The sequence below is a fragment of the Streptomyces sp. NBC_00873 genome (genome assembly GCF_045207415.1).
In the GTDB taxonomy this organism is placed as follows: domain Bacteria; phylum Actinomycetota; class Actinomycetes; order Streptomycetales; family Streptomycetaceae; genus Streptomyces.
The window spans coordinates 5,919,429-5,937,007 of sequence record NZ_CP108803.1; the positions used below are offsets into that span (position 1 = coordinate 5,919,429).

14 protein-coding genes are annotated in these 17,579 nt (G+C 71.0%); 11 read left to right on the plus strand and 3 right to left on the minus strand.

What is annotated here, in order from left to right; all coding sequences use genetic code 11:
- The first annotated feature begins 26 nt into the window (after positions 1-26).
- On the plus strand, positions 27-4,448 hold the full coding sequence (locus OH809_RS27340) for a ThuA domain-containing protein (RefSeq protein WP_406419784.1): 4,422 nt from the start codon (positions 27-29) through the stop codon (positions 4,446-4,448).
- 401 nt (positions 4,449-4,849) lie between these two features.
- On the opposite strand, the gene OH809_RS27345 is transcribed toward OH809_RS27340, so the two are convergent.
- Positions 4,850-5,848, minus strand: coding sequence for an SEC-C domain-containing protein (locus OH809_RS27345; protein ID WP_406419782.1), 999 nt, complete (start codon positions 5,846-5,848; stop codon positions 4,850-4,852).
- A gap of 78 nt (positions 5,849-5,926) precedes the next feature.
- Between OH809_RS27345 and OH809_RS27350 the strand changes: the two genes are divergently transcribed.
- From OH809_RS27350 to OH809_RS27365, 4 genes are all read left to right on the plus strand, one after another.
- Complete coding sequence (locus OH809_RS27350; protein WP_406419780.1) at positions 5,927-6,724, plus strand: class E sortase; 798 nt, start codon at positions 5,927-5,929, stop codon at positions 6,722-6,724.
- A gap of 228 nt (positions 6,725-6,952) precedes the next feature.
- Positions 6,953-7,288 carry a DUF6412 domain-containing protein gene (locus tag OH809_RS27355; protein ID WP_406419779.1) on the plus strand — a complete coding sequence of 112 codons (336 nt, stop codon included), beginning with the start codon at positions 6,953-6,955 and terminating at the stop codon, positions 7,286-7,288.
- A 127-nt stretch (positions 7,289-7,415) separates the two neighbouring features.
- Positions 7,416-8,186: a YidC/Oxa1 family membrane protein insertase gene (locus OH809_RS27360; protein ID WP_406516288.1), complete on the plus strand. Its 771-nt coding sequence runs from the start codon at positions 7,416-7,418 to the stop codon at positions 8,184-8,186.
- A 136-nt stretch (positions 8,187-8,322) separates the two neighbouring features.
- Positions 8,323-9,183, plus strand: coding sequence for a fumarylacetoacetate hydrolase family protein (locus OH809_RS27365; RefSeq protein WP_406419778.1), 861 nt, complete (start codon positions 8,323-8,325; stop codon positions 9,181-9,183).
- Positions 9,184-9,263: 80 nt separating this feature from the next.
- On the opposite strand, the gene OH809_RS27370 is transcribed toward OH809_RS27365, so the two are convergent.
- Positions 9,264-9,743 carry a heme-degrading domain-containing protein gene (locus OH809_RS27370; RefSeq protein WP_406419776.1) on the minus strand — a complete coding sequence of 160 codons (480 nt, stop codon included), beginning with the start codon at positions 9,741-9,743 and terminating at the stop codon, positions 9,264-9,266.
- Positions 9,740-10,867 (minus strand): Gfo/Idh/MocA family oxidoreductase, encoded by a 1,128-nt coding sequence (locus OH809_RS27375; protein ID WP_406419774.1) that lies wholly within the window; start codon positions 10,865-10,867, stop codon positions 9,740-9,742. Before OH809_RS27375 ends, OH809_RS27370 begins: the two co-directional genes overlap by 4 nt.
- Before the next feature lie 62 nt (positions 10,868-10,929).
- Between OH809_RS27375 and OH809_RS27380 the strand changes: the two genes are divergently transcribed.
- The 6 genes from OH809_RS27380 to OH809_RS27405 all read left to right on the plus strand — a co-directional run bounded on the left by OH809_RS27380 (position 10,930) and on the right by OH809_RS27405 (position 17,547).
- Positions 10,930-12,156 (plus strand): ROK family protein, encoded by a 1,227-nt coding sequence (locus OH809_RS27380; protein ID WP_406424949.1) that lies wholly within the window; start codon positions 10,930-10,932, stop codon positions 12,154-12,156.
- Between the two features lie 165 nt (positions 12,157-12,321).
- Positions 12,322-13,677, plus strand: a complete 1,356-nt coding sequence (locus tag OH809_RS27385; RefSeq protein WP_406419772.1) for a hypothetical protein — start codon at positions 12,322-12,324, stop codon at positions 13,675-13,677.
- Between the two features lie 55 nt (positions 13,678-13,732).
- Positions 13,733-14,497, plus strand: coding sequence for a GntR family transcriptional regulator (locus OH809_RS27390; protein WP_406419770.1), 765 nt, complete (start codon positions 13,733-13,735; stop codon positions 14,495-14,497).
- A 133-nt stretch (positions 14,498-14,630) separates the two neighbouring features.
- The gene (locus OH809_RS27395; RefSeq protein ID WP_406419768.1) at positions 14,631-15,755 is read left to right on the plus strand and encodes a TIGR03364 family FAD-dependent oxidoreductase; all 1,125 of its coding nucleotides are present in this window, start codon (positions 14,631-14,633) and stop codon (positions 15,753-15,755) included.
- 5 nt (positions 15,756-15,760) lie between these two features.
- Complete coding sequence (locus tag OH809_RS27400) at positions 15,761-16,459, plus strand: phosphonatase-like hydrolase (protein WP_406419767.1); 699 nt, start codon at positions 15,761-15,763, stop codon at positions 16,457-16,459.
- Entirely contained in the window at positions 16,456-17,547 is a 1,092-nt protein-coding gene (locus OH809_RS27405; RefSeq protein ID WP_406419765.1) for an ABC transporter ATP-binding protein, read from the plus strand. Before OH809_RS27400 ends, OH809_RS27405 begins: the two co-directional genes overlap by 4 nt.
- Positions 17,548-17,579 lie beyond the last annotated feature (32 nt).

Sequence of the window (17,579 nt, forward strand, 5' to 3'; positions counted from 1 at the left end):
GTATTCCAGTCAGGAAAGTGGAAATTATGAGAACCCGCAGATCCTTCCGCCGGGCGACACTCGGCCTGGGCGTGGCCGGTGCCGTCGGCATGGGCCTAATGACGCCCACACCCGCAGCCGCCCATGACGAGTTCCGGGCACTGCTGTTCACCGAGGTCGCCGCCGGCTCTTACCGGCACGACTCCATCCCCGAAGGCATCAAGATGGTCGACAAGCTCGCCGTCGACCACCACTTCGCGGTCGAGAAGTCCGAGGACTCGGCCATCTTCAACGACGCCGACCTCGCGCGGTTCGACGTCGTCATCATGCTGCAGAACGGCGGCATGGTCTGGGACAACGACGCGCAGCGCGACGCCGTCAAGAAGTACGTGGGCGACGGCGGCGGCATCGTCGCCATCCACAACGCCACGGACATGAACATCGACTCGTCGTTCCCCTGGTGGGACGCGTTCGTCAACGGCGGCGCCCACATGACCGCCCACTCGTCCAACGGCGAGGAGGGCACCGCCTACCAGATCGACGAGGTGCACGAGTCCACCAAGCACCTGCCGGACCGCTGGACGAGGAAGGAGGAGTGGTACAACTTCACCGCCGGGATGCGTGGCAAGGTCCACCCCCTGGTCGAGGTCGACGAGTCCACCTACAACCCGGGGCCCTCGAAGATGGGTACTGATCACCCCATCTCCTGGTGCCGTGAGGCCGATGGCGGCCGCGTGTGGGCCACGGGTATGGGGCACAACGCCGCCGACTACACCGATCCGAACTTCGTGAACCATGTGCTCGGCGGCATCAAGACCGCTGCCGGGGTCGTCCCCTCGGACTGCGGCGCCACGGTGGACTCCAGCTTCGAGAAGGTCACGCTGGACGACAGCACCAAGGCTCCCACCTCGCTGGACATCGCTCCCGACGGGACGGTCTTCTACACCGAGCTGCTCGGCGAGATCAAGTTCTACGACCCCACGACCAAGACCACCGGCACGGCGCTGCGCAAGAACGTCTACTCAGGCGGCGAGGACGGACTGACATCCCTCGCCCTCTCACCGAACTTTGCGACGGACAAGCATATCTTCGTCTACTACTCGCCACCCGGGACCGCGGAGATCAACCGGGTGTCCCGGTTCACGGTGAACGACCACGTGATCGACCCCGACTCCGAGGTCACCGTCCTCGAAGTGCCGGCCTCCCGGCGCGAGGAGCCCGGTCACACCGGCGGCTACATGGAGTTCGGGCCGAACGGCAATCTCTACATCGGCGTCGGTGACGATACCAACCCGTTCCAGTCCAGCGGGTACTCCCCGATCGACGAGCGCAGCGGCCGGGACCTGTTCGACGCGCAGAAGACCTCGGCCAACACCAACGACCTGCGCGGCAAGATCCTCAGGATCCATCCCGAGCCTGACGGCAAGTACACCATTCCCGAGGGCAACATGTTCGCCCCCGGCACGGCCAAGACGAAGCCCGAGATCTACGCGATGGGATTCCGTAACCCGTTCCGGTTCAATGTGGCATCAGACGGCACCCTGTACATGGCCGACTACGGACCTGACGCCGGCGGCGACAACGCCTCCCGCGGTCCCGCCGCAATCGTCGAGTGGAACGTGATCAACGGGCCGGGCAACTACGGCTGGCCGTACTGCGTGGGCGACAACATCCCGTTCAACGACTTCGACTTCGCGACGAACACCTCGGGCGCAAAGTTCGACTGCGCCAAGCCGGTGAACAACTCGCCCAACAACACCGGTCTCACCGACCTGCCCGCCGCCAAGCCCGCCATCGTCTGGTACGGCAACGGCAGCAACGGCAACAAGTTCCCGGAGCTGGGCGACGGCGGCGAAGCGCCCATGGCGGGCCCGCGCTACGAGTACGACCCGGACCTCGCGTCGGACGTCAAGTTCCCCGAGTTCTACGACGGCAAGCCCTTCTTCTTCGACTGGGCCCGGAACAAGATCTGGACGTTCTCCCAGGACGACGACGGCAAGCTGCTGAAGATCGACCCCTGGTTCACCAGCATGAAGACGCTCGCGCCGATGGACATGAAGTTCGGGCCTGACGGTGCGATGTACGTCGTGGAATGGGGCGGCGGCTACGGCCGCGACAACCCCGACTCGGGCGTCTACCGGATTGACTACACCCAGGGCAACCGCCGCCCCGTGGCCAAGGCCACCGCGACCCCGTCGTCCGGCCAGGCCCCGCTCAACGTGGCATTCTCCAGCGAGGGTTCGGCCGACCCCGAGGGCGGTGCCGTCACCTACGCCTGGGACTTCGGCGACGGCGGGACCTCGACGGAGGCCAATCCCACCCACGTGTTCACCACGAACGGCGTCCGCAACGTCCAGCTGAACGTCAAGGACGCCTCCGGCAAGACGGGCACCGCCAATGTCGCCGTGACCGTCGGCAACACGGCGCCGAAGGTGACCACGAAGACCCCTGCCAACGGCGGGTTCTTCGAATTCGGCGACAAGGTCGCCTTCGACCTGGACATCACCGACCCCGAGGACGGCGCCGCCGACTGCACCAAGGCCGTCGTCCAGCCCGCCCTCGGACACGACGCGCACGCCCACCCGATCGATCCGATCAAGGCGTGCTCGGGTGAGTTCACCACCCTGATCGACGAAGGCCACGCCGACGCCGACATCTTCTACTCGATCGACGCCAGCTACACCGACAAGGGCGCGAACGGACAGCCCGCGCTGACCGGAAGCGACATCACGGTCATCCAGCCCAAGCACAAGCAGGCCGAGTACTTCTCCGCATCCAACGGCATCTCCGTGGAGAACAACGCGGGCGCCGAGGCCAGCAAGCGTGTCGGCGGGATCGGTAACGGCGACTGGATCTCCTTCGACCCGGTGAACCTGACGAACATCAACAAGGTCACCGCCCGCGTTTCCTCGGCCTCCGCCGGCGGGTCCATCGAGCTGCGTCAGGACTCACCGACGGGCAAGCTGATCGCCACCCTGCCGGTCAAGGCCACCGGCGGACTCGACACGTACACCACCCTGCCCGCGGTGGACGTCACCGACCCCGGCGGCACGATGAAGCTCCACGCGGTCTTCCGCACGACCGCCGACAACCAGTTCACCGTCGACTTGTTCGACTTCATAGGCAAGGGCGTCTCGGTCAACGCGGCCCCCTACGTGACCGTGACCGCGACCCCGGACTCCGGAACCGCGCCCCTGACCGTGAAGTTCGGCACGAGTGTGACGGACCCGGAGAACAACACCCCCTTCACGTACGCCTGGACCTTCGGCGACGGAAAGACCGGAACGGACGCCGAGCCGTCCCATACCTACGACAAGGCCGGCAACTACACCGCGTCGGTCACCGTCACCGACTCGGCCGGCCGGACCGGGAAGGCCTCCGTGAAGGTGGCCGTGCGCCCGGCTCCCATGCCGCCGATCACCTGCACCGCGCCGGATCCCACGGTGTCGGTCAGCGACGAGTTCAACAGCGACCGGCTCGACGGCTGCCGCTGGGGCTCGGTGGTCCGCCCGGACCTCAACACCATCCGCATGTCGGAGGGCTCACTGAGCATCGACACTGAGCCGGGCGACATCAACGGCTCGGCGAACGGCAACCCGGAGAACCTGGTCCTGCAGAACGCACCGGAAGGCGACTGGGTCGTCGAGACGCGCATGCGCGGCGACCTGAAGGAGCGCTACCAGCTCGCCGGCCTCCTGGTCCACGGCAATGACGACGACTACGTGAAGTTCGACGTGGTCGCGGTCAACGCACCGGACTCGGCTCGGTCGCTCAAGGCGGAGCTGGTCTCCGAGAACGCCGGGGTGTTCGGTCAGGGCGGCAACCGTTCGATCGACGTCTCCCTCCCCGAGAGTGGCTGGTGGCACCTGCGGCTCACCAAGTCCGGCAACACCTACACAGGCGAGATCAGCGACGGAGGCAACGACTGGAAGTCGCTGGGCACGGTGAGCAACGAGGTGCCTGCCCCCCGGTTCGGTGTGATGGCCATCGGCCCCCAGCAGACCCGCGGGCCGGTCACGGTCGACTTCGACTGGCTGCACCTCGCCGGGGAGAAGCCCATCGACCCCATCACCTCCGGCGGTACGTACCAGATCCTCAGCCGCGCTGACGGCGGCGCCGTCACCGCCCCCAGCAAGGGCAGGCAGCTGAGCGTAACTCCGAGGGAGGAGGAGGCCGTCGACAGCCAGAAGTTCGTCTTCACCGCGAACCCGGACGGCAGTTATCGCGTCAAGAGCGTCTCGGGCGGCAAGTGCCTCCAGGTGGGGAACAAGAGCACCGCGAAGGCAGTCCTGAGCCACTGTGGGACAGGCGAGACCCAGACGTTCCGGGTGGTACGCGCTCCGGAAGGCGGATACGCCCTGACCACCAGTGGTGACCTCGTGGTAACCGTCAGCGAGACCAGGGGTCTTCTGGTCCAGGAACCCGACAAGGGCATCCCGGCGCAGCGCTGGAGCTTCGTCCCCGCGTAGGACACCCACGCCCCCCGTGCGCCACAACCCCGCTGCGCACGGGGAACCGGCGGGGAGTGGTTGCCGGACCGCTCCCCGCCACCGGCCGGCACCGTCTCCACGGTGCCGGCCTTCGGTCTGCTCCGGGTCAGCCGCTCCCGTCGGGCCAACTCCACCCCATGCAACGACACCCGAACCCACCCCTGACACGACGGCGGTCTCCGGATGGAGCTCGGCGGGACCGATTCGCGTGATCTCGGCGGTCATGGCGTGAGTCCGGCGACTCGGCCGACGCAGCGCACCAGGTTTTCAGCAGGCCTACCCGGAAACCGGGCCCGAAAGCACCCGAAGCAACCCCACCAGCTCCAACCACGGGGCCGCGAAGACCATCACCATGATCCGTGCCGGTCGTGCGCTGCCGGTCACGCCGCCCCGTGGCACTCCCGGTAGGCCCGTCCCGATCCGCACCAGCACGCCGCGCTCCGGGCCGGCGGCCACGGGACCGCGCGGCCGCGGGCCGCGAGGGTGGTGGCGTACTGGGGGAGGAGGTCCGGGTCGGACGGTGACGCCGCCTCCGAGGCGGCGAACGCCTCGTACGACGGAACCGTGCCGGTGACGATGCCGAGGTTCGGGGTGCCTGCCGCGTGCAGGTCGCGGAGAGCGGCTTCCAGGCGGGTCAGGTGCTCGGGGTGGGACGGGTACTCGGCGCGCAGGGCCGGGTACGCGGTGAGGAGCTCGTCGAGTTCCGCCGCCGTCCAGTGCAGGACCGCCACCGGGAACGGGCGGGACAGCGCCATGCGGTAGGTACCCAGTTCCGCGCGGAGGCGGATGATCTCGGCCTGGAGCTCGCCCGGGTCGGACGAGCCCAGCGACCACAGGCGCTTCGGGTCGTGGAGCTCGTCCAGCGGGACCGTGGCGCTGTGGAGGGTGTCGGCGAGCTCGTCCCAGGCGTCGTGGCCGAGGCCCATCAGACGTCGTACGCGGTGGCGGCCGAACAGCAGGGACTGGGTGGCGTACGGGACTTCCTCGCCCGGAGCGAGGAGCAGGGTCAGCGCGGTCGAGAAGAAGTCGTGCGCCGAATCCAGCTCGTCGTGCGATTCGAGGGTCTCGGCCGCGATCCTCCAGGGGGCGGCATCGAGCGGTCCCGCCGCGCGGAGGCCGTCGATGATGGCGCGGGCCTCGGCCTCGTGACCGTACTCCCAGAGGTTCGCTGCCTTGAGGGCCTTGATCAGGGACGGGGCGGCGGGAGCCGCGGCGAGCAGTTCGTCGTAGAGGGTGGTGGCGCGGGGGCGCTGGTCGGCGAGTTCCAGGTGGGCCGCGGCGCGCAGGAGCAGTGGCTCCCGGTCGTCGGGGTACTGCGCCGCGGTGCGCAGCAGGCGCTCGGCTTCGGCGATGTGGTCAGCAGGCGTGTCGGGGCGCATGAACCACACCGTACTGCTGTACGGCTACTGGGCGGAGGGTTGTTCCGCCCCTGGTGAGTTACGGGTCGTGCCCTTATCGTGCGGGCCGTGAGGGAGCGGATACCTGTCGCGGTGCAGCGGAACCCGCGTGGGCGGCGCGTCGCCGCGCGTGGGCTGTGGACGGGCGCCGAGGCGGTCATGACCCTGGGCGTCGTGCTGCTGCTTCTCGTCGTCCATCAGCTGTGGTGGACCAATCGGCAGGCCAGGGCGGGAGCCGAGGACCAGGTGCAGGCCCTGGAGCAGGAGTGGGGCCGGGCCACGGACGGGGGCGGACAGCCGGTGGGGCCCTCGGAGGGCGGGGACGGGGACGACGGCTCGGCCCCGGTGTCGCGGGGTGGTGGTGGCGGGAGCGGGCGTACGACGGCTGCGGCGCGCGCGCCTCGCTGGGATCAGGCGTACGCCGTCATCCGCATCCCGCGCCTCGGGCTCACCGCCCCCGTCGCCCAGGGCATCAGCAAGAGCGGCGTCCTCGACAAGGGGTACGTCGGGCACTACCCGCGCACCGCGCAGCCAGGCGGCGCCGGGAACTTCGCGCTCGCCGGGCACCGCAACACGCACGGCGAACCGTTCCGGTACATCAACCGGCTGCGCCGGGGTGACCGGATCACCGTCGAGACCCGGGAGCGGGTGTACACGTACGTCGTCGACAAGACGCTGTCCCGGACGTCGCCGCGGGACAGCGGGGTGATCGCCGCCGTTCCGCGCAGCAATGTGCGGCCCCACGTCGGGTACAGCGAGCCCGGTGCCTACGTGACGCTGACCACGTGCACGCCCGAATTCACCTCCCGGTACCGCCTCGTCGTGTGGGGCAGGCTGACGGGAGCCAGGGGGCGGTAGGCCCTTGTGGGCCGGCCGTGCCGTCGCCGGACTCCGTCCCGGCCCAGCGTGAGCACGGCCGTGCCCTGCTCGCGCGGCGCCGGCTCCTCCGGCCGCTGGGGACCGCCCCCGTCCGGCGTCGGCCGGCTCCCGGGGCCATCGTGTATAAAACCGGCTCCCGGGGCCATCGTGTATAAAAACTGGAGGGCCGAACGAGCGAGCCCACCGGACCGAGCGGGGGAGGGATCGATGAGCAGCAGTATCGACAACCGCCTGCGCGGTGGCATCGCCCGCCTGCCCCGGCCCGTCGGAATCCTGCTCTTCCTGCTCACCGAGGTTCTCCTCGCCGAGAGCGGCAGCCTCTCCGCGGCGGTCGCGCTCGCCGCCACCGCCGCCGCCGGTTCCGCGCTCGTCGCCTGTTCGGTCATCAGTGCCCGCTGCGCCGACCCGGTGCCCCGCACCCGGGTCCGTACCGCCATGCGCGACCGCGAGAAACGCACCGCGTTCCTGCCGCAGCGCGATCCCGACGCCAAGGGGCGCAGGCGGCCCCGAGCCCCCGGCCGTGCCCTCCTGACGGCCGCGTAGGGACTTCGCACCTTCTCCGCCCGAGCACGAGTACGTGTGCTCAGGCGTGCCCCACGCGGGTCGTCATGCCGAGCCAGATCGTCCTTCTCCCGGCACGACGAGACCCCTGGAGGGCTCATCCATGTCCATGGCCACGTTCATGTCCGCTTTCGCCGCCCTGGTCGGCTCCTTCGCCGATCTGCTGCACCCGCTCTTCCAGGGCGCGGCCACCGCCGCCGCGATCGTCCTCTTCACCGCGCTCGTTCGACTTGCCGTGCACCCCCTCTCGCGGGCCGCGGCGCGTGGGCAGAAGGCCCGCACCAGGCTCCAGCCGCAGATCGCCGAGTTGCGCAAGAAACACGCCAAGAACCCCGAGCGCATGCAGAAGGCGCTCATGGAACTGCACCGGGAGGAGAAGGTCTCGCCGCTGTCGGGCTGCCTGCCCAGCCTCCTGCAGATGCCCGCCTTCTTCTTGCTGTACCACCTCTTCTCCAGTCCGACGATCGGTGGCAACTCCAACGAACTGCTCAGCCACGATCTCTTCGGCGCCCCGCTCGGCGAGCACTGGCACGAAGCGCTCGCGGCCGGTGGACCGTTCGGCACCCAGGGCGTCGTCTATCTCGGCCTCTTCGTGATCGTCGCCGTCGTCGCGACGTTCAACTACCGCCGTACGAAGCGCCAGCTCGCGGCCGCCCCGGCCACCCCCGCCACCGGTCCCGACGGACAGCCCGTGCCGGGCATGGGCGCGATGACGAAGCTGATGCCGCTGATGTCCTTCTTCACGCTCGTCTCGGTGGCGTACGTGCCGCTCGCCGCCGCGCTCTACATCGTCACGAGCACCACCTGGACCGCGATCGAGCGCACCGTTCTCTACCGCGACATGCTGGCCGCGGGCGCCGCCATGGCCACCGTGGCGTAACCCGCGAGGCGAGTGCGCCGGTCCACTGTGTGAACACCGTCTTGCGGAGTGATCCGATGTCTTGGAGGATCGGCCAAGCCTGCGATGGCCGCCACCCATCCGACGGGCCCGATCTCGACCAAGGGGAGAAAGACCGTTGAAGCTGCTTCGTGTGGGTACGGCAGGTGCGGAACGACCGGCGCTGCTGGACCAGGACGGAACCCTGCGTGACCTGTCGGGGATCGTCGCCGACATCGACAGCGCCCTGCTCGCCGACGAGTCCGCGCTGGCGCGGGTACGGGCCGCCGCGGCCGCGCCCGGCGAGCTGCCCGCACTCGACGCCGACGGGCTGCGGGTCGGGCCGCCGCTCGCCCGAATCGGCAAGATCGTGTGCATCGGGCTGAACTACCACGACCACGCCACCGAGACCGGAGCGGCGATTCCGGCCGAACCGATCCTCTTCTTCAAGGCGCCGGACACCGTCGTCGGACCCGAGGACACGGTGCTGGTGCCGCGCGGCAGCGTCAAGACCGACTGGGAGGTCGAGCTCGCCGTCGTCATCGGCCGCACCGCCCGTTACCTGGACTCCGCCGAGGAAGCGCTCGGCCACGTCGCCGGGTACGCGGTCGCGCACGACGTCTCCGAGCGCGAGTTCCAGATCGAGCGCGGCGGCACCTGGGACAAGGGCAAGAACTGCGAGACGTTCAACCCGCTGGGGCCGTGGCTCGTGACGGCCGACGAGGTCTCCGACCCGCAGGCGCTGCCGCTGAAGCTCTGGGTCAACGGCGAGCTGAAGCAGGACGGCACGACGGCCGACCAGATCTTCCCGGTGGGTGAGGTGGTCCGCTACCTCAGCCGGTTCATGACGCTGTACCCGGGCGATGTCATCAACACCGGTACGCCGGCGGGCGTGGCCCTGGGGCAGCCGGATCCCAAGCCGTATCTGCGGGCGGGGGATGTCGTCGAGCTGGAGATCGAGGGGCTGGGGCGGCAGCGGCAGGAGCTGAAGGACGCGTAGCCGTCGCGTAAAGGTCGGAGGGGTGGTGTGCCGCTGGTGCGGCGAGCCACCCCTCCGTCACGTCAGTCGTCTCAGCCGTCTCAGTCGGACATCGTGGTGGCGAACTGTTCCAGCGCCTCGACGACCAGCGCGTGGTCCTCCGCCTGCGGCAGCCCGGACACCGTGACCGAGCCGATCACGCCCGCGCCCTCGACCGCGATCGGGAACGAACCGCCGTGCGCGGCGTACGTGTTCTGGTCCAGCCGCGAGGATTCCTCGAACGTCGTCCCCTTCGCCCGGAACCGGGTCCCGACCAGGTACGAGCTCTCGCCGTACCGCTCGACGACCTTGCGCTTGCGGTCGATCCACGCGTCGTTGTCCGCGCTCGAACCGGGCAGCGCGGCATGGAACAGCTGCTGGGCGCCGCGCCGGATGTCGATCGCGACCGGTGCGTGGCGCTCCCGGGCCATGGAGACGAGCAGCCCGCCGAGCGCGTACGCGTCGTCGTAACCGAAATGCGGCAGTGTCAGCCGGCGCTCCTGCGCGATGAGCTCGGAGATGGTCGGAGCGGTGGGGTTCATGCGGGCTGCTCCTCGGAAGCGGTGGACAGGGTTACGGTGACGCCCTCGCGGGCCGAGCGGCGGGCGGCCTCCAGGACGTCCAGGGCGGCGGCGGCCTGCAGTGCCGTCACCGGATTCTCGCCCTTTCCGCGCACCGCGTCGGCGACCGCCGCGTAGTACGCCGGGTAGTCGCCCGGCAGGGTGCGGACCGGGGTGCCGCCACCGGTCAGCGGCGACTCGCCCGAACCGGTCCGGCCCCACAGCGCCTCGGGCTCCTCGCCCCACCCGGCAGCGGCGGCGGACGGGCGGTGGCCCTCACGCAGGGCGGCCTCCTGCGGGTCGAGACCGTACTTCACGTAACCGGCCCGCGAGCCGAGCACGCGGAAGCGCGGCCCGAGCTGGGCGGTGGTGGCGCTGACGTACAGATGCGAGCGGACCCCGTTCGCATGGGTGATCGCGAGGAACGTGTCGTCGTCGGTGACGGCGCCGGGGCGGCGCACGTCGGACTCCGCGTACACCCGCACCGCCGGGCCGAACAGCACGAGCGCCTGATCGACGACATGGCTGCCCAGGTCGTACAGCAGCCCGCCGATCTCCTCCGGGTCGCCCGACTCGCGCCAGCCGCCCTTGAGCTGCGGGCGCCACCGCTCGAAACGGGACTCGAAGCGCTGTACGTCACCGAGCTCGCCGTCCGCGATCAGCCGGGAGAGCGTCAGGAAATCGTTGTCCCAGCGGCGGTTCTGGAAGACGGACAGCAGCAGCCCGCGCTCCTGCGCCAGCGCGGCGAGCTCGCGCGCCTCGGCGGCCGTGCCGGCGATCGGCTTGTCCACGACGACCGGCAGACCGGCTTCGAGCGCGGCGGTCGCGATCGGGACGTGGGTCTTGTTGGGGGAGGCGATCACGATCAGGTCCAGCTCGTCGGCGCGCGCCCACAGCTCGTCGGGCGACGCGGCGAACCGGACGTCCGGGAACTCGGCACGGGCCTGGGCCCGACGCTCCTCGTTCGACGTGACGACCGTGTCGAGGGTCAGTCCCTCGGTCGCGGCGATCAGCGGGGCGTGGAAGACGGAGCCCGCCAGGCCGTAGCCGACGAGTCCGACGCGGAGGGGGGAGCCGGGCGTCCCGGGTGTCGTGATGCCAGTCATGCAATCCACTTAAGCAACGCTGTTGCCAAAGTGCAAGCGAGGGAGACAATGGGGCAGTGAACATGAGTAATACCGGGGCGAACCTACCGACACTGCGCAGCCACAACGCGGCGCTCGTGCTGGATCTGCTGCGTGTCGCGGGCGAGCGCGGGATCAGCCGGCTGGAGCTGGCGGAGCGGACGGGGCTCACCCCGCAGGCCGTCAGCAAGATCACCGCCCGGCTGCGGGCGGAGGGCCTGGCGGCGGATGCGGGCCACCGCGCCTCCACGGGCGGCAAACCGCGCACGGTGCTGCGACTGGTCCCGGACGCGGGGCACGCGGTGGGGCTGCATCTGGACCGCGATGAACTGACGGTGGTCCTGGTCGACCTTGCGGGCACGGTCGTGGCGAGCCGCAGGGCGCCGCTGGACTTCGGCGCACCGGCGGGTGAGGTGGTCGCCGCTGCGGCGCGGGAGGTGGGGGTGGTGCTGGGCGGGCCGGGAGGGGCAGGCTCGGGCGGGGCAGGAGAGGCAGGCTCGGGCGGGGCCGCGGAAGGGGGGCCGGGGAACTCCGCGCCCACCGCCCCCGACGGGACCGGCTCCGGGCCGCACGCGGCCTCCCCCGTGGCTCCGCCGTCCACCGTGCTCGGGCTGGGTGTTGCCGTGCCCGGGCCGCTTGATCACCGGGGGGGTGTGCTGCATCGAGTCACCGGGTTTCCGCAGTGGGACGGGTTTCCGCTCCGGGACGCTCTCACCGCTCGCACCGGGTTGCCCGTCGTCGTCGACAAGGACACCAATGCCGCCGCTCTCGGGCTCGCCCTGCGGGCCGACGGGCCGGGGGACTTCGCGTATCTGCATCTCGGGACCGGGCTCGGTGCCGGGCTCGTACTCGGTGGGGCCGTGCATCGCGGGGCCCGTACCGGGGCCGGTGAGTTCGGGCACCAGACCGTGCTGCTGGACGGGCCCCTGTGCAGCTGCGGCGGGCGCGGCTGTATCGAGGCGCTCTGCATCGCCGCCGTCTCGGGCGGCGATGCCGCGGAGGCCGCGCGGGTACTCGGGACCGGGGCGGCCAACCTTGTCGGGCTGCTCGACATCGACCGGGTGGTGCTGGGCGGCCGCACCGTCGACGCCGACCCCGATACGTACGTCCGTGGGGTCCGGGCCGTGATCGGTGAGCGCGTCCGGCGTGACGGCATCGGTGCGGCCGTGCCGCTCGTCATGACCGCGGGCGGGGACCGGCCGGTCGCCGAGGGGGCCGCCCAACTCGTCCTCGCTCCGCTGTTCGGGCGACTCGGCGGCGCCGGAGCGTAGGGCCGGTCGAGCGGTTGGGGTCGCCCGACCGGGCGGCTCCCGGCATGTCGGCGCCCGCCGGGTCGCGCGCGCGTGGCAGCGTCGCCGCCTACAACCGGTGAACTCCGGGCACGGGGCGATCCGGCCGTTTCGCGAGCAGCCACGAGCAGCAAAGGGTGTCCCCCAATGCCTCCCACGCCTCCCCCTCCCCGGCCACGCCACGGAATCGCCCTCGGACTGGCCGCGGCGTCCGTCGTCCCCGCCGTCGTGCTCGGCGGCGCGTCCGCCGCATCCGCCGACGGCGCCGCGGTGCCCGTCGCTGTCACCGCCGACCAGCAGCCCACCTGTGGTGCCCCGACGGCGAGCGACTTCCCGATCACGACCCGGATCCACGGCGGCCCGGAGACGTATGCGTCCGGCGGGGGATACGGCACCTGGTTCCTGGATCTGACCAATTCGACCTCGAAGCCCTGCGGCTCCATCCACCCGGTTCTGGTCCTCACCGACGAGGACCGGAAGCTGACCTCCGACCAGATCCAGCTGGAGTTCTCCGACCCGGACCGCCCTGATGTCCCGCACCGCGTCACCTGGGAGACGACCGACCGCGACGAGCACATCGGCGTCTTCGGCGGCGACGGCGCCGACACCTTCGGCGGCTTCACCGTCCCTGCGGGGCACACCGTCACCGTCCAGGTCCGGATGGCGTTCACCTCCGACACCGGACCCAATCGGATCACCGCCAAGGCCGCGATCGTCCAGCGTAAGCAGGCCGCGGGTGACGACGGCGGCAAGAAGACGCCGACGGGTGACGACGGGGACTGGGTCGGTGAGTCCGACGACTATGTCTTCGACGTGGTCGAGGACGAGGGCGACGGTGGCGACACCGGTGGTGGCGATACCGGTGGTGAAGACACGGGAGGTACGGGTGACGTCGGCGGCCTCAGCCGGGAGGGGGACGTGCTGCCCGACCCGCCCCTCGACAGCGCCACTCCGGGATTCGGTGACGCCGGTGGGGTCGGCGGCGGCGACGGCATCGGGGGAACCGGTGACGCCGGTGGGGTCGGCGGCGGTGGTGGCACCGAGGGATCCCGTGACGCGGGCGGGGTCGCCGGTGGGGTCGGCGGCGGTGGTGGCATCGAGGGATCCCGTGACGCGGGCGGGGTCGCCGGTGGGGTCGGCGGCGGTGGTGGCATCGAGGGATCCCGTGACGCGGGCGGGGTCGACGGTGGTGTCGCTGGCGGTGGGGGTATCGGGGGATCCGGTGACGGGGGTGGTGTCGCTGGCGGTGGTGGCATCGGTGGGACCGGTGACGTGGGCGGTGTCGACGGCGGCGGTGACATCGGCGGAACCGGTGACACATCCAGCCCCAGGGCCTCCGGAGAGGCGCCGCCCACCGCCCGGGATCCGCAGGGCCCGCCCGAGCTCGCCAGGACCGGACCGGGGGCCGTCATCTGGGCCGAGGGTGTAGCCGCCGGCCTCTGTCTGGCCGGCGGTGTGGCCGCCTTGAGAGGGGCGCGGCGGATCCGCCGCACCCGTCGTTGACCTGCGGGCCCCGAAACGTTCACCGTCGTTCATGTCCGTCTGCCAGGATCGAGAGGTGGACTACCTGCACGACCAGGCACCTGGCGCACCGATCCGATCCGGCATCCCGGAGCACGGCCGTATCCCCAAGTACTACGCCGTGAAGGCCCATGTCTCCGTCCTCATAGAGGAGTTGGGTGAGGGCGGCATGCTGCCCACCGAGCGTGATCTCGCGGTCCGTTACGAGGTGTCGCGCGAGACCGTGCGGCAGGCGCTGCGTGAGCTCCTGCTGGAGGGCCGCCTCGCCCGTCAGGGCCGTGGCACCGTCGTCGCGGGGCCCAAGCTGGAGCAGCCGCTCTCCCTCGCGAGCTACACGGAGGGCGTACGCCGTCAGGGGCGGACACCGGGCCGTCACCTCATCGGCCTGGAGCAGTTCCCCTGTCCCGCCGCACTCGCCGCCGAGACCGGCGTCGAGCGGGGCGAACCGATCTGGCACCTGGAGCGTGTGCTCCTCGCCGACGACGACCGGGTCGGCCTGGAGAGCACATACGTTTCCGTCGCCCGCGTGCCGGACCTGGACACGGAGTTCGACCCCGACTCCTCCTTCTACGCCCACCTCCACGACCGGCTCGGGATCACTTTCGGCGACGCGGACGAGCGGATCGAGACCGTGCTCGCCACCCCGCGCGAGGCGCTGCTGATCGGTACGCCGCCCGCCCTGCCCATGCTGCTGCTCCACCGCGTCTCGCGGGACGCGAGCGGGCAGCCGCTGGAGCGGGTGCGCACGCTCTTCCGCGGCGACCGGTTCTCCTTCACCGCACACCTGGGCCGCCAGGGCTGAGCGACACGACGCGGCAATCGGCGCACAGCGATAACGGAAATGTAACGGGTCTAGGCCAACTTTGGGCCCCGGTTCACCCTCCCGTTGCCCTACCGATCCGTGCGAGCCATGCGCCGCCAGGAGCGTTGCCGTCGTGAGAGTCATCGTCGTAGGAGCCGGCGTGGTGGGAACCATGCACGCCTGGCACGCAGTGAACCGCGGCCACGAGGTCGTACAGATCGAGCGCGAGAGCGAGGCACGCGGAGCATCGCTCCGCAATTTCGGACAGATATGGGTCAGCGGCCGGGCCGGCGGTGAAGAGCTGGAGACCGCGCTGCGCGCCCGCGAACTGTGGGAGGGCATCGGGGAGCGGGTACCCGGCCTGGGCTTCCGGCCCTGCGGTTCGCTGACCCCGCTCCGCACCGAGCTGGAGATCGCCGTCGCCGAGGCGGCCGTCGCCCGCCCCGACGCCGCGGCCCGCGGCTACAAACTGCTGACGGCCGGCGAGGCCCGCGCGATCAACCCCGCGCTCCGCGGTGACTTCGTCGCCGCCCTGTGGTGCGAGCGGGACGCCGCCGTCGAGCCGCGCACGGCGCAACTGGCGCTGAAGCAGGAGCTGGTGGCGTCCGGCCGGTACACGTTCCTCGGCGGCCGCGAGGTCCGAGAGGTCGTCGGTACCGCCGCCGTCCGCGACGACCACGGCGACGTGCACACCGGTGACGCCGTCATCCTCTGCACCGGCGCCTGGCTCGGCGGCCTCGTCCGCGAGCTGGCCGGACCCGAGCTGCCCGTGCGCCGCGTCCGCCTCCAGATGATGCAGACCGAGCCGCTCGGCGAAACGCTCACCACGTCCGTCGCCGACGCCGACAGTTTCCGCTACTACCCGGCGTACCGGAGCGAGGCGCTCGACGCCCTCAACGCCGGCCAGGCCCAGGCGCCGACCGCGGCCGAGCACAGGATGCAGCTGCTGATGGTGCAGCGCCGGGACGGCGGACTGACCATCGGCGACACCCACGAGTACGAGCACCCGTTCGCGTTCGACGTCGTCGAGGAGCCGTACGAGCACCTCACCCGGGTCGTCGAGTCCTTCCTCGGCCGCCCGCTGCCGAGGATCCGTCACCGCTGGGCCGGGGTCTACGCCCAGTGCACCGACACCAGCCGGGTCGTCCACCGCCAGCAGGTGCGGGACGGCGTCTGGCTGATCACCGGGCCGGGCGGCCGCGGTATGACCTGCTCGCCCGCCATCGCCGAAACGACCGCCAACGAACTGGACTGGTGAAGAAGTTGAGCAACACCGACAAGCTGAATCTCGTCGTCCTCGACATGGCCGGGACCACCGTCGCCGACGGCGGTCTCGTCGAGCAGGCCTTCGGCGCCGCCGCCCGGCGCCTCGGCGTGGCGCCCGGCTCCGCCGACCACGCCGAGAAGCTCGCCCACGTGCGCGCCACCATGGGCGAGTCCAAGATCTCCGTCTTCCGGCACCTCTTCGGCGACGAGAGCAAGGCCCAGCGGGCCAACCTCGCCTTCGAGGAGGCCTACGGGGAGCTGGTCGACGGCGGCCGCATCGCGCCGGTCCCGGGTGCCCGCGCAGCCATCGAGCGGCTCACGGGCGAAGGGCGGACCGTGGTCCTGTCCACCGGTTTCGCCCGCGCCACCCAGGACGCGATCCTCACCGCGCTCGGCTGGCAGGACCTGGTCGCCCTGACCCTCTGCCCGGCCGACGCGGGCGGCCGCGGCCGCCCCTACCCGGACATGGTCCTCGCCGCGTTCCTGCGCACCGGGGCCGTGGACGGCGTCCAGCAGATCGTTGTCGCGGGGGACACCTCGTACGACATGCTCAGTGGCGTACGCTCCGGCGCCGGGATCGTCGCCGGCGTGCTGACCGGCGCACACGACAAGGAACAGCTGCGGCGCAACGGCGCCACGCACGTACTCGGCTCGGTCGCCGAGCTGCCGGACCTCATCGCCCGGGCGGAAGCATGACCGGCGGGGCCACCCAGGGCAGCGGCATCCGGTTCGACCAGGTCAGCGTCGCGTACGGCGGGAACATCGTCCTCGACCGGCTCGACCTGACAGTGGAACCCGGCGAGGTCATGGCCCTGCTCGGGCCCTCCGGGTCCGGCAAGACCACGGCCCTGCGCGCCGTCGCCGGCTTCGTCCAGCCCGTCTCCGGGCGGGTCCGGCTCGGCGACCGGGACGTCACCGACCTGCCGCCGCACAAGCGCGGCATCGGCATGGTCGTCCAGCAGTACGCCCTGTTCCCGCACATGCGGGTCCGGGACAACGTCGCCTTCGGCCTCAAGGCCCGCAAGGTCGCGAAGGCGGAGATCCCCGAGCGGGTCGCCGAAGCCCTCGAACTCGTCGGCATGGCCGCGTACGCCACGCGCTACCCGCGCGAGCTCTCCGGCGGACAGCAGCAGCGCGTCGCCATCGCCCGCGCGCTCGCCATCCGCCCCGGCGTGCTGCTGCTCGACGAACCGCTCTCCGCGCTCGACGCCCAGCTGCGCTCCGGGATGCTCGCCGAACTGGCGCGGCTGCACCGGGAGTTGCCGGACGTCTCCATCCTGTACGTCACGCACGACCAGGTCGAGGCGCTGACCCTCGCCGACCGGATCGCGGTCATGGACAAGGCGCGGCTCCAGGACTGCGGCACCCCGCAGGAGCTGTACCGCCGTCCGCGTACGGAGTTCACCGCGTCGTTCGTCGGCAATGCCAACCTGCTGCCGGTCACCGTCGCAGGCACCACCGGCGCCGTGGACTTCGCCGGGCACGCACTCGCCGTACCGACCGGCGAGGTGGCGGGTGGCGTCACCGCAACCCTCTGCGTCCGGCCCCACCTGGTCGGACTCGGTGACGGCCCCAACGCGCTGACCGGCACTCTCGCCGAGGTCCAGTGGCGCGGCGCCACCCACCGGCTCTACGTCGACATCCACGGCCACCGGATCAAGGCCGACCTGCGCGAGCTGCGCGAGACCCCGGTGCTCGGCGACAAGGTCACCCTGCACTTCGCCGCCGAGGACGCGGTGCTGCTGCCGGCGGGCGCCGGCTTCGCGGGAGGGGTTCATGGCTAGCGCCGTGGCCGAAGACGTGTCCTCGGGTGCGT

Bases quoted from the DNA above. Each gene is read 5' to 3' on its own strand.
- OH809_RS27340 (WP_406419784.1), top strand. From the start codon at position 27: ATGAGAACCCGCAGATCCTTCCGCCGGGCGACACTCGGCCTGGGCGTG.
- OH809_RS27345 (WP_406419782.1), bottom strand. From the start codon at position 5,848: ATGCGCCCCGACACGCCTGCTGACCACATCGCCGAAGCCGAGCGCCTG.
- OH809_RS27355 (WP_406419779.1), top strand. From the start codon at position 6,953: ATGAGCAGCAGTATCGACAACCGCCTGCGCGGTGGCATCGCCCGCCTG.
- OH809_RS27360 (WP_406516288.1), top strand. From the start codon at position 7,416: ATGGCCACGTTCATGTCCGCTTTCGCCGCCCTGGTCGGCTCCTTCGCC.
- OH809_RS27370 (WP_406419776.1), bottom strand. From the start codon at position 9,743: ATGAACCCCACCGCTCCGACCATCTCCGAGCTCATCGCGCAGGAGCGC.
- OH809_RS27375 (WP_406419774.1), bottom strand. From the start codon at position 10,867: ATGACTGGCATCACGACACCCGGGACGCCCGGCTCCCCCCTCCGCGTC.
- OH809_RS27380 (WP_406424949.1), top strand. From the start codon at position 10,930: ATGAGTAATACCGGGGCGAACCTACCGACACTGCGCAGCCACAACGCG.
- OH809_RS27385 (WP_406419772.1), top strand. From the start codon at position 12,322: ATGCCTCCCACGCCTCCCCCTCCCCGGCCACGCCACGGAATCGCCCTC.
- OH809_RS27405 (WP_406419765.1), top strand. From the start codon at position 16,456: ATGACCGGCGGGGCCACCCAGGGCAGCGGCATCCGGTTCGACCAGGTC.